Below are 13,039 nucleotides of genomic sequence, written 5' to 3' on the forward strand. Positions count from 1 at the left end.
ATTAAATCCTTCCTTCCCCAGTAACATCCTCATTACTGAATCTTCTTAGGATCATCGTGACCACAAAGATAAAGAGTGTCAAAACAACGGCGATCGCTGAAGCATAGCCCATTGTTCCAAATGTCTTGAATGCGTATTGATAAATGATCAAAGACAGCGTCAGCGTTGCATTGTTGGGCCCCCCTGATCCTCCTGAAACGATATAGGTTTGGTCAAATAGTTGGAAGGTAGACGCCAAGCCAACCATTAAAATATAATTCGTTACAGGTACTAGCTGGGGAACCGTGATCTTGGTCAGTCTCTGAAAGGCGTTTGCCCCATCGATCTCGGCTGCTTCGTACATCGTTTTCGGAATATCCTGCAGACCTGCAAGATAGATCGTCATAAACATTGGGACGGTCGACCAGACATTCATCACAATAATCGCATACAGCACCGTCGAGCTTTCATTTAAAAATCCGATCGGTGCATCCAGAATCCCGCCTGCCACTAAAAATTTATTGATCGGACCATTGACACTGAATAAAAACATAAAGATCATCGTCAATGCCGAACTTGAAGTTAACGTTGGCAGAAACAACATCGTACGAAAACTATTTTGAAATTTGATTCCGGAATTCAGAATATATGCTAGCAGCAACGCCAACAGCGTTTGTGTTGGCACAACGAACAGAACATATTTCATCGTATTTTTCATTGCAATGATCACACGTGGATCCTGAATAGCTGTAATATAATTTCTCAAGCCCACAAAATCATAGGTCACATCGCCAACTAAGTTCACCTTATTGAATGACAGGTAAAAAGAATAAATGATTGGCAGTAGTGTAAATATTACAAGTATGATGACAGCTGGAAGTGAAAAAAGCACTCCCTGTATCTTCTCCCCGTATCTCTTCAACTTACTCACCCCTTTTAAAATTTAAGGCAATGCAGGAAAAATTCCTGCATCGCCAATTAGTTTGTTTATTGATTGTCAATGTCACGATTTGCCGATTCAGTAGCTTCTTTTAATGCTTCTTCAAGAGACATCTCCCCTTTTAATGCGGAAGGGAACATATTTTCATAACGAGAAGCAATCAATGTCAAGTTCGGGCCATCCTGCCAGGCTGTTGCGTAGTTCGCAGCTTCAGCAAAAGATGCCATGATCTCGTCAGAGTCGATATTCAACTCTTCTGCTACTGATTTTCTTGATGGAAGTACAGACGCTTCTTCTGCATAATCTTTCATCGCATCGTTGGTCAAATGATTGATCAACTGCCATGCTTCCTCTTTGTGGGCTGTTGCCGCATTCATCGAGTAGCTAACAGTAAAGGCCATATTGCCTTTTTCACCATTGATCGTTGGTACTTCTGTCACACCCCATTGAAGATCCGGGAAGTTTGTCTTCAAGTGAGACACCATCCAAGCACCCTCATCACTGATCACTGCACCACCACGTCCAAAAGTATCTCCCGGCCAGCCGTCACCTAAATCGTCAGCTGAACGGACCAAACCTTTTTCATAAAGATCTACCAATGGTTCCAAAGATTCAATAACTTGCGGATCATCCAAGTTGGCCGTGCCATCTTCATTGACGATCTTACCGCCATTGGATTGTGCAATATACATTTGTCTAGCAAGTAATGGTGAGAAGACCATTGGCTGTACATCTGGCAGCTCTTCTTTCAATGTTGTCAAGAAGCCTTCCAAGTCTTCGAAGTTTGTCGGAATATCCGCCACACTCAAACCAGCTTCTCCCAGTAATTCTTCATTGTAATAAAAGCCTAGTGTCGAGTAATCTTTGGGAACACCATAAACACTGCCATCTTCGACAAAAGCGTTGAAGATCGGCTCATAGAAATCTTCTTGATTGAAATTTTCTTCTTCATCAATAAAACTGTTCAATGGCTCTAAAATTTGTTGTGCAGTCAAACTTGGTAAATTAGAAGCATCTACATAAAAGACATCTGGTGCCGTACCGCCAACTAAGTCGGTCATCAACTGTGTTTCATAATCATTGTAAACTTTTTCTTTTACTTCAATTCCTGTTTTTTCAGTGAATGCATCAAATGCTTTCTTACGTGCAGAATCTTCCGAGGTAGAATCACCCTTCCAAAAACCCACGGTCAATGTGACATCACTGTCGCCATCTTCACCGCTACCTGCAGTGTCACCACCCGAAGAACAGGCTGTCAAACCTACCAGCACACCTAATGACATTCCGACGATCCCAAAACGTTTTAACAATTTTTTCATCTCTATCCCTCCTGTTTTGTAAGCGCTTAACTCATTTACAAGTATAATCCGAAACGTTTCGGATGTCAATTTAATTTTGTAAATTTTATGAAACCTCCATAATTTGTATCATCCGATAAAAAAACGCCCAAACTTATCACAAAGTTTAGGCGTTGTTCTACTATACATAAAAGAGATTTTTAGACGAAAAGATGGGATCGCAAGTGAAGGAAATTCCTAGATTGCGTAATACTTGCTCATCCTCTTTATTTAAAATGACTGTTGAATGAGCTTGCGCATCTTTGAGTTTCTTGAATTGTGCATAAGCTAATTGAGCGGTTGGATTGGTGACCGCACTGATCGACAAAGCAATCAAAATCTCTGACGTATTCAGTGAAGTGATCCGACCGGAAAGCTCGTCCGTCTTCAGTTTTTGGATTGGCTCTAAAATATTAGGTGACAAGAGCAAGATTTCATCGGCAATATTTGCCAGCTTCTTGATGGTGTTCAAAATCGCTGAGGCGCTGGCATCCATCAATTCAGACGCTCGACCCGTGATGATTTGACCATCTGTTAGCTCCAAAGCAACAACGGATGGTGTGAATTCTTGATCCCAATCATCTGATTGCTTTAATTGCTCCGCGTACTCCCGCGCTGGTTGGACAGCCGGGCGATCTTCTGGTCGCAAAGCGATTTCTTCCATAATGATCTGACTGCGTTTCAACGTATCGCGATCGGTTGTTCCTTTTTTATAACTGCACTCTGTTTCAAAATAACGACGAATGATTTCTTGTTTCGAAGCTTCTTGCACAACCTCGTCATCAATAATGCCGAAGCCGACACGATTGACCCCCATGTCTGTCGGTGAATGGAACTCAGATTCACGACCCGTAATCCGTTCGATCGTCCGCTTAATAATTGGGAAAGATTCCATATCACGATTGTAATTGATGGCTACTTCTCCGTAATGATCGAAGTGGAAGGAATCGATCATGTTGACATCCTTCAAATCTACCGTTGCGGCTTCGTAGGCAATATTCAGTGGATGTCTTAACGGCACATTCCAAACAGGGAAGGTTTCAAACTTAGAATACCCGCCTGTATTACCGTTACGGCTTTCATGGTAAAGCTGGTTCAAACAAGTTGCCAACTTCCCGCTTCCGGCTCCCGGTCCAGTCACGACCACGATTGGTTTAGTCGTTGGAATAAATTCATTTTGACCAAAACCTTCGTCACTCACGATCTTATCGACATTGACTGGATAGCCTTCGATCTCCCGATGAGTAAACACTTTGATTCCGCGTTGCTTCAGTTTATTGATAAAAATCTTTGTGGACGGCTGCCCACTGTAACGTGTGATAACGACACTGTTCACTGCTAACTCATAATCACTCAATTCATCGATCAGACGCATAATGTCCATGTCGTAAGTAATTCCGTAGTCTCCACGAATCTTGTTGCGCTCAATATCTCCCGCGAACACACAGATGATAATTTCTGTTTTGTCTTTTAATTTATGGAGCAATTTGATTTTTGCATCCTGATCAAAGCCTGGCAATACACGTTTTGCATGCATGTCACCGATCAATTTCCCACCAAATTCCAAGTATAATTTGTCGTAATTATTGACACGCTCTAAAATGTATTTGGACTGTTCTTCGATATACTTCTGTGGATCAAATCCCATTTTTCTCGTCATTGTCGAACCCCTCATCTAAATTAACTCTTCTTTCACTAGCTGTAAAAGCAAAAAATTCTCTTGTACTATTGAAACAGAAAAAAACAAAATATACAACTGCTATTTGTAAAATCTCTGTCTTCAATTTTGAATGATTTGCTCCGCTAATTCTTTAGAATAATACACATGCCCTTCCTTCGTGATCACCAAGCCATTTACCCCTGCTACATGATCAAGTGTCGTCAAAATCGTTTCCGCAGAGTGACCAAACAAACGAGTTGTCCAAATCTCGCCGTCAATCGAATGTTCTGAAACAATGGTCACACTCGCAATTTGCGTATCGACTGGATAACCAGTGTGAGGATCAAAGATATGATGGTATTTTTGGCCGTCAAATGTATTGGTTCGTTCATAAATACCGGAAGTCACGACCGACTGATTCTTCACTTTCAACGCCGCAACAAAATTCCCTCGAGGTTGAAAAGGATTTTGGATTCCCACACGCCAGTATGTATCTTCACGATTGGGCGCGTCTCCGTAAACGAGCACATTGCCACCCAGATCGATCATCGCTGATTGCACGTCTTGTGATTTAAAATAATCCAGCAGCTGATCGGCAAAATATCCCTTGGCCAAGGCTCCGAGATCGATCGACATGTTCTCCTGCAAAAAGACCGTTTGCTGCTCTTCGTCTATCTCGATTCTATTTGGATCAATACAGGATAGCAGTTTTTTGATCTGTGTATCGCTTGGACGAACCGCATCTTGAAAACCAATATGCCAGGCTTGCGTCAAGGGCCCGATCGCAATGTTCAAGAAACTGTCTCGTGGTAAACTGTGCTGCTTTCCAATACGGATCAGCTCCAATAAATCCGCCTCCACGTTGACTGATCTTTTGCCTGCCTGCTGATTGATCGTCATTAAATGTGAGGGACGATTGGCGCTGAATCGCTGTTCATAATCATAGAGACGACGAACCGCTTCTTCAGCCAAGGGTTCTGGATTCACATGCTGAATCCAGAGCTGGATCGTCGTTCCCATCAGTTGGATTGTCCGACTTGCTTCTTTCATATAGATACTCCGCTTCTTTTTTTCATTACTTCTATCATAACAGATTGTCTGGCTAGGAAAAATATTTCCGAAAAAAATAGACGCCTGCATTTAGCAAGCGTCTAGCTAATTATTCTTCAACCGAAACCGGAACAAATTCAAATTTTGTGACATCGACCAAACCGACATCGGTGATTTTTAAGTTAGGAATGACCGCCAATGACATAAAGCCTAAAGTCATGATCGGGTCCACATCTTCGGCAACACCTAATCTCTGATGCGCTGCTTGATTGACTTTTTCCTGCTGTGCTGCAATCTCTTCTCCGGTGAGGTCACTCATCAAGCCGCCAATCGGCAATGCCATGCTTGCCAGAACTTCCCCATTTTCGATCAAGACGACACCACCATCTTGCTCTTTTAATTTTTCAACGGCGATGGCCATATCTGCATCGCTCGTTCCGGCAACGATCAGATTGTGTGAATCGTGAGCGATCGAAAGACCGATTGCTCCTTTTTGGATGCCATAATCTTTGATCAAACCAACAAACACATTGCCGGTGTTGTGATGACGTTCGATTACAGCGATTTTGGCCACCGGCTGTGTTTCATCATAAACATAGTTTCCTGCTGGATCACGTTTAACAGAAACAATCGCCTCATTGGTCAATGCCTCGGTTTGGATCACACCGATTGCTCGAGCTTTATCCGAAGTTAAAGGCAGCACTAGCTTGTCTACAGAAAAGTCGCCAATATGAACGCTAGACTGGACTGCTGAAATCTCCGCACGAGCAAATGGGCCGACGTATTTTCCGTCTTCAGCCACAAGTTTCCCTTCGATGTAGGTTTGCTCTACGGTGAAGTTTTGTAAATCAGAAAAAATGATCAGGTCAGCTTGTAAGCCTGGAGCAACTGCTCCTCGATCTCGCAATTGACAGCACTGTGCAGTGTTGATCGTTCCCATTTGGATCGCTTGAATCGGATCGATACCTTCTTCGATACAAATCCGAATACTGTTGTCGATATGCCCGTTTTCCAGAATCGTTTTCGCCTGAACATCATCGCCCGAAAGTGTACAGCGATGACTATTACGCGGTGTCACTCCTTGAAGCAAGGTTCGTAGGTTTTGTGTAACTGAGCCTTCACGTAAAAAGACATACATGCCTCGTGACAATCGTTCTTGCATTTCCTCAACGGTCGAACATTCATGATCGTTTTCAACACCGGCAGCGATATACGCATTCAGCTCTTTCCCAGATACCATCGGGCTGTGTCCGTCGATCCGTTTGTTCAATTCTTTGGCTACCAATAATTTATCGATCACTTTTTCTTGCGCCTGGATCACACCTGGAAAGTCCATAAACTCTGCCAAGCCAGCTGCTTTGCCTTCTTTTAAAGGAGCAATCATGTCTTCAGCCTGCAAGACTGCACCAGCATTTTCCATCGTCGTTGCCGGCACACAGGATGGCAGCATATACTGGATATCCAAAGCTGTGTTCTTGGCTGCGTCGATCATGTAGTCCAAGCCTTTTAAACCTGCGACATTGACGATCTCATGCGGATCCGCTAAAACAGTCGTGGTTCCATGTGGGACAAGGAGACGACCAAATTCCTCTGGTGTCACATAAGAAGACTCGACGTGGATGTGAGGATCGATCAAGCCTGGCGCAATATATTTTCCTTTTAGATCACGGATTTCTTTGCCCTCATACGAACTCCCGATGCCCGCGATTTTTCCATCTACGATTGCCACATCGCCTGTTAGTGTCGTTCCTTGATACACATCGATGATCACACCATTTTTTAACACCAAGTCTGCTGGTTTTCTGCCAGCTGCGACATCGATCAAGTTGGTAAGTTGTGCTTTATCCATTTTTGACTAACTCCTTCATCTTTGTTTTACACGAACATTCATGAAATGATTTTCTGAAATAGTTATTTTTTTCAATCCAAAAATATTATATATCGGTTAGATTAAAAAGACAAGGTAGGGTAAATACAAACCCTCGACAACTAAAAAAGAGATTGCCATCCTACTGAATAGCAATCTCCACTTGACTATTTTTTTCACCGATAATACACTTCATCCAAAAATAAAGCTTGTGCTGGAACGGTTTCTCCCGCATCTTTTCTGATCTTGTTTTCAAAAATCTCATCGATAACCGTCACTGGCATCTTGCCAGCACCAATCTCTAATATCGTGCCCATGATGATTCTGACCATTTTATATAAGAAGCCATCACCTTTAAAAGTAAAACACAACATGCCGCCTTCTCTTTTGATCGACAATTCGTTGATCGTCTTTACCGTAGATTTTTTAGTTTTCTTCAAAGCCGAAAAACCGATAAAATCATGTGTGCCGATCAATTTTTGACAGGCTTCCTCCATTTTTTCCAAGTCTAGCTTCTCTGGAACATGGAAACTGTGATTGCGATCGAAAACAGTTGGTATCTGCTCGTTCCAAACGTAGTAACTGTATTGTTTTCCCACACAATTGTAACGAGCATGGAAACGTTCTGGTACTTCCTCTACTTTCTTCACTACGATGTCACGTGGCAAATAACGATTCAAAAAATCAAGCATCTCTGCACGTGCCATCGAATGCTCGGTCTTGAAATTTGCTACTTGTCCTCTGGCATGGGTACCAGAGTCGGTTCGACCAGAGCCGGTGATCTCAATCTCTTCTCCCGTCATTTGTTTCAGAATGCTCTCGATTTTGCCTTGGATCGTTTTGTCCGAATCACCTAGTCGTTGCCAGCCTAAATAGCGTTTGCCATCGTATTCGATCGTTAATTTAATGTTTCTCATGTATTTGCTCCTTTATCTCTCTCAAATCAGATGCTGTAATGATTGTTTCTAAGTCTGCAGTATATCCTTCTGTCTCTGTTTCTGTCCACTGAAAGAAGTTCTTCATTTTTGCAATCACTGGTTCTTTGATTTGATCCAGTTCGCCACGCATGAACAACAGAAAATTTGTGCGTCGCATCAAAAAATCAGTCGGCGTCAAGACTGCCTCCTCGTACAAGGCGTAATTCAATGAATAGCTATCCCTTACAGACAAACCTGTCACAGGTTCTTCATAAGTTAAGACGGTGGGCAGATTCGATCCATAAAGATGAGCTAAATAGCGGGCATCGTCTTCACTCAAGCCTTTTTCCTTGGCTAATTTTGCCAAACGAGCCAGTTCTTCTTCAACCTTCTGATGATCAATGTGTCCACCAGAAACGGGATATTCTGTTGAATCGATCAGTGAATAGTTTCTTTGAAAATCATTGGCTAAAATTTCCTGTATTTTTTGTATGGCACCTTCCGCCATCAAACGATAATCGGTGAGTTTCCCACCAGCTAGCGTCAGCAAACCATTTGGGGAAATAGTCAAACTGCTGCCACGGGAGACTTGTGAAGGATTGGTTCCACCACTCGATGCTTTGGCTTCGAGAATGGTTTTTTCTACTTTTTCACGAGTCTCTGGGTGAGCCACGTATTCTTTGACTGCCGCCACGACTTTTTGAAAGCTTTCTTCGGTGATTGTTTTCTGACTGCCGCCATTGTAGTCAGAGCCGCCGTTGCTGGCGATCAATGGCCGTAAGCCTGCCCAGCTTGCTTCAATATCCTGCACCGTGAGCTGCGCTTTAGGAAAACGATGATTGACGACCGCCAATAAATAATCGACATCGCTTGGCTCGACACGTGGTTGTTCAAGCTCTCCCTGATAATCTGTATCGGTCGTTCCAAAATAGGTCTTTTCTCCACGGGGAACCACAAAGATCATGCGTCCATCGTTTTTTCCTGTATCGAAATAGATGGGTTGCGAAACAGAGAGTTTGCTGCGATCTACCACTAGATGTACGCCTTTGGTTGGGCGCATTTGTGGAGGCAGATCGTTCGTATGATCCAATCGTCTCAGCTCGTCCGACCAAGCACCTGTCGCATTGATGATCACCCGAGCCTGAATCATGAAGGTTTCACCTGACAGCTGATCCTCCACGACAGCACCGATTGCTTTGCCAGAAACATCATGCAAGAGCTCAATGACCTTTGCGCGACTGATCATCAAGCCACCGTCTACCTGTGCTTGCTTAATATTTTCGATCACCAATCGGGCATCGTTGTTGTTAAAATCCAGATAGACACCGCCACCTTCCAGATTTTCTGGACATAAGTCTGGCTCTCTTTCAAGGATCTCTGCTTTGGTTAAAAGAACGTTCGCACTGGCAGTTTCTGTGATTTCTGCCAACTGGTCATAGAGATCCATCGCTAGTTGCAAAGAAAACAGCGTAAAGGTCGCTCCAGCTTCTCCATAGATTGGCAACAGCATGGGATCGGCTTTAGGAATATGAGGGGAGATCCTTTGCACAATTGCCCGTTCCTTGACCGTATCTGCAACGACCTCTACATCAAAAGTCTTCAAGTACCGCAGTCCGCCATGAACCAGCTTGGTCGAGCGAGAAGAAGTGCCTTCTGCAAAATCCTGCATTTCTACCAAAGCAGTTTTCATGCCCGCAGCTGCAGCTTGAACCGCCACTCCAGCACCGGTGATCCCTCCACCGATGATCAAGAGATCAAGTTTCTTTTCTTTTGCCTGTTCGATATTCTGTTTTCTTGTTTCGAATGAAAAGGTCATGGTATTCCACCACTTTCTGCTATTTTCGAGGTTTAAAGGCTTGGGTTGCTTTTACCGCTGCTTGCCAATTCTCATAGAGTTTTTCGCGTTCTTCATCCTGCATTTTCGGTGATAAGATCTCGCCTTCTTCAAGCATCGTTTTCAACTCATCCAAGTCCTTCCAAAATCCTACAGCTAGGCCAGCTAAGTAAGCGGCACCTAATGCTGTGGTTTCAAGATTGGCGGCTATTTGAACAGGAATGTCCAAAATGTCTGCCTGAAACTGCATCAACAGCTTGTTTTTTGCTGCGCCACCATCTACTTTTAATAGAGGAATATCGATACCGGAATCTTTTTTCATCGTATCTAGGACATCTCTGGACTGGTAAGCGATCGATTGTAGCGTTGCCTTTACAAAATCTTCTTTGGTCGTTCCGCGGGTCAAACCAAAAACAGCACCGCGAGCATCTGAATCCCAATGAGGCGCACCTAGACCGGTGAAGGCTGGTACCACATACACTTCATTGTCTCCACTAGCTTGTCCGGCGATCTCTTCTGATTCTGGAGAAGTCTCGATCATTTTTAAGCCGTCTCGCAGCCATTGAATCGCGGAACCCGCTACAAAAATACTTCCCTCCAAAGCATAATAGATTTTCCCATTGATGCCATAACCGATCGTTGTCAACAGATTGTTCTTTGAAAGCTGAGGTGTTTCCCCTGTATTCATGACGATAAAGGAACCTGTGCCGTAAGTATTTTTGACCATTCCAGGCTCAAAAGCCATCTGACCAAATAATGCCGCCTGTTGGTCACCAGCCATCCCGGAGATCGGTACTTGACTTCCGTAAAAGTGATAGGGTTTGGTTTGTCCGTAAATTTCTGAATTACTTTTTACTTCAGGAAGCATCTGTTTGGGGATATTCAGTAAAGAAAGGATCTCTTCATCCCAGCTGAGGTCGTGAATATTGTACAGCATCGTACGACTGGCATTCGAATAATCCGTCACATGCGTCGCGCCGTCCGTCAATTTCCAGACCAACCAAGAATCAATCGTTCCAAAAAGTAGTTCACCTTTCTCTGCCCGCTCTTGTGCATGTGCCACATGATCCAAGATCCAACGAACTTTGGTTGCTGAGAAGTAGGCATCGACAACCAGACCTGTTTTGGCATGAATCATCCCTTGATGACCGTCACGAACGAGCTGGTCTGCGATGTCTGCTGACTGGCGTGACTGCCAGACGATCGCATTGTAAATGGGCCGTCCGGTCGCTTTTTCCCAGACGACCGTCGTTTCACGCTGATTCGTGATCCCAATCCCCGCTACTTCTTCTGGACGGATCCCTGATTCGATGAAGGCTTCTGCAATCACAGACTGTACAGAATTCCAAATTTCATTGGCATTGTGTTCCACCCAGCCCGATTGAGGAAAGTGTTGCGTGAATTCTTTTTGAGAGGCACCAATCTTGTTGCCTTTTTTATCAAACAAGATGGCCCGTGAGCTAGTCGTTCCCTGATCGATCGCCATAATATATTTCTTTTCCATGTCTGTCATGTTTCTCTCTCCTTTGGCTTCCCATCACAAAGAGCTTCTTGTGATTGTTGCTAATACTTCAATCATATGCGAGAATTCCCTCCTTGGCAACGGAAAAGAAAACGCTCTCGATGTTATTAAAACGTTAGTGTCCATACTTTCGACACTTACTCACTTTCTTCCATAAATGCTACTATTCCTTTGATCGAATTTTCTACCATATCAGAAACTGCTTGGGTGGTATAAAAAGCCGTATGAGGCGTAATGATCACATTAGGATATGCATTTAAAATAGCCAATTCATGATTTCCGATCGGCTCATTCATTCGATCAAAATAATACAAGCCGTCTTCCTTTTCAAGTACATCCAAAGCAGCATAGCCGATTTTATGTTGATCTAATCCATTGATCAATGCGGTGGTATCGATCAAACCACCTCTTGCTGTATTGATGAGAATCACACCATCTTTCATTTTTGCAATCGACTGTTCATCAATCAAATGATAAGTTTCCTCAGTCAATGGGGCGTGCAAGGTCAGAATATCACTTTCTCCCAAAAGTGTATCCAGCTCTACATACTCAACTATTTTGGCTAATTCAGCATTTGGATATTTGTCGTAGGCAAGGATTTTACAGCCAAAGCCTTGCAAATGCTCGATCACCGTCCGTCCGATTTTTCCCGTTCCAATGACTCCAACGGTACTGATGCTGAGCTCTTTTCCGATTTTTCCTTTTAACGTATAGTCTTGCAATTTGGTTCTTTCTAAGATATGCGTGATGTTTCTGCAGCTCATCAGCATGAGCATGATGGCATAATTGGCCACACTGTTTGGCGAATAACTGATATTGGCCACCTTCATTCCCAGTGATTCAGCTTTTTCTACATCAATATGATCATAGCCAATCGTTCGAGTCGTGATATATTTAATCCCAATTTCCTGAAAAGCCTCCAGTAGCGGCGCGTCCATTCTGCTGGTAATGATATTCAAGGCATCACAGCCTTCTGCCAAATAGACATTTTCCAGCGTAGGGTATTCTGTTGTGTAGGCATATTCGCAATCGTAGCTCTTACAAAAATGATCGAAATATGCTTTTTCGTCATGCTCACGTAGATTATAAACAAAAATCTTCAAGACAATTCCTCCCAATTATTTCTTTCTCTTGAAGTATATCACAAAATATTTCAGACTCCCGAGCACACGGATTTCATTTATCGTTGTTGAATATGAGTACATCAAAAAAGAAACCTCTGCAGTTAATTTATTGCAAAGATTTCTAATACACGTATATTATCGAAAACTTATATAGCTGAGCCAGCTGCCTTCCTCGTCATTGTCGAAATAAAAGGACAGCTTTTGATTATTTTCGCGATCATAATAAGTGATCCCTGTGGAAAACTCTTCGACAAACGGCATTCTTCGAAAACCTTCACCGTATTGGTTCACCACCTCTACGAAATTTGCTCCCAAGCCGATTCCTCGCTGTGTTTGTACCGATTCATCTGCTGTGTAAAAAGGCGTTGATAGTTCCTTCACTCGATGATTTTTCATACTATTAAATGAAGATCTGGCTGCTCTTTCAACGCCACATAAAGAGTGTTCCCTTCAATTGGCTGAATCTGACTATCCGCAATCTCCGCTCCAAGCTTCACACCACCTAATTCCTCATTGCTCAAATCCGTATGAGGAACGCTCGTTTTATAGATGAAAATGATAATCCCGCTAATGATCAAGAAGATCCCCAGAGACCGTGCCAACCAAACATATTGCTTTTTAAAAAAGCTCCACCAAAAAAATAGCATGATCAACAGCATGCCAACAAGTACCAACCCAATCATTGACGACACTCCTCCACTTAAATAATCCTTGAATGATGAATAACAAGGTCTTTACTTTAAGAATAGCACTTGTGAATGTTTGTGTATGAGTGTTTCAGAGAATTATAGCTTTTCTTAATATGTTTT

11 protein-coding genes are annotated in these 13,039 nt (G+C 43.1%); all 11 read right to left on the reverse strand.

Annotation, left to right across the window (positions count from 1 at the left end; all coding sequences use genetic code 11):
- Nucleotide 1 precedes the first annotated feature (1 nt).
- The 11 genes from ACWODM_RS04625 to ACWODM_RS04675 all read right to left on the reverse strand — a co-directional run bounded on the left by ACWODM_RS04625 (nt 2) and on the right by ACWODM_RS04675 (nt 12,913).
- On the reverse strand, nt 2–910 hold the full coding sequence (locus tag ACWODM_RS04625) for a carbohydrate ABC transporter permease (protein ID WP_455320206.1): 909 nt from the start codon (nt 908–910) through the stop codon (nt 2–4).
- Nucleotides 911–966: 56 nt separating this feature from the next.
- The gene (locus ACWODM_RS04630; RefSeq protein WP_455320207.1) at nt 967–2,238 is read right to left on the reverse strand and encodes an extracellular solute-binding protein; all 1,272 of its coding nucleotides are present in this window, start codon (nt 2,236–2,238) and stop codon (nt 967–969) included.
- A gap of 160 nt (nt 2,239–2,398) precedes the next feature.
- The gene (locus tag ACWODM_RS04635; RefSeq protein ID WP_455320208.1) at nt 2,399–3,916 is read right to left on the reverse strand and encodes a DUF1846 domain-containing protein; all 1,518 of its coding nucleotides are present in this window, start codon (nt 3,914–3,916) and stop codon (nt 2,399–2,401) included.
- A 120-nt stretch (nt 3,917–4,036) separates the two neighbouring features.
- Complete coding sequence (locus ACWODM_RS04640; protein WP_455320209.1) at nt 4,037–4,966, reverse strand: FAD:protein FMN transferase; 930 nt, start codon at nt 4,964–4,966, stop codon at nt 4,037–4,039.
- Between the two features lie 109 nt (nt 4,967–5,075).
- Nucleotides 5,076–6,815, reverse strand: coding sequence for an adenine deaminase (gene ade, locus ACWODM_RS04645; RefSeq protein ID WP_455320210.1), 1,740 nt, complete (start codon nt 6,813–6,815; stop codon nt 5,076–5,078).
- Nucleotides 6,816–7,009: 194 nt separating this feature from the next.
- Complete coding sequence (truA, locus tag ACWODM_RS04650; protein ID WP_455320211.1) at nt 7,010–7,750, reverse strand: tRNA pseudouridine(38-40) synthase TruA; 741 nt, start codon at nt 7,748–7,750, stop codon at nt 7,010–7,012.
- The gene (gene glpO / locus ACWODM_RS04655) at nt 7,737–9,566 is read right to left on the reverse strand and encodes a type 1 glycerol-3-phosphate oxidase (RefSeq protein ID WP_455320212.1); all 1,830 of its coding nucleotides are present in this window, start codon (nt 9,564–9,566) and stop codon (nt 7,737–7,739) included. Before glpO ends, truA begins: the two co-directional genes overlap by 14 nt.
- A gap of 19 nt (nt 9,567–9,585) precedes the next feature.
- Nucleotides 9,586–11,097: a glycerol kinase GlpK gene (glpK, locus tag ACWODM_RS04660; protein ID WP_455320213.1), complete on the reverse strand. Its 1,512-nt coding sequence runs from the start codon at nt 11,095–11,097 to the stop codon at nt 9,586–9,588.
- A gap of 146 nt (nt 11,098–11,243) precedes the next feature.
- A complete protein-coding gene (locus tag ACWODM_RS04665; RefSeq protein ID WP_455320214.1) occupies nt 11,244–12,209 on the reverse strand; it encodes a D-isomer specific 2-hydroxyacid dehydrogenase family protein in 966 nt (321 codons plus the stop codon).
- Nucleotides 12,210–12,365: 156 nt separating this feature from the next.
- On the reverse strand, nt 12,366–12,611 hold the full coding sequence (locus ACWODM_RS04670) for a hypothetical protein (RefSeq protein ID WP_455320215.1): 246 nt from the start codon (nt 12,609–12,611) through the stop codon (nt 12,366–12,368).
- A gap of 11 nt (nt 12,612–12,622) precedes the next feature.
- The gene (locus ACWODM_RS04675; RefSeq protein ID WP_455320216.1) at nt 12,623–12,913 is read right to left on the reverse strand and encodes a hypothetical protein; all 291 of its coding nucleotides are present in this window, start codon (nt 12,911–12,913) and stop codon (nt 12,623–12,625) included.
- Between the last annotated feature and the right edge of the window lie 126 nt (nt 12,914–13,039).

It is taken from the genome of Enterococcus olivae (assembly GCF_053760925.1).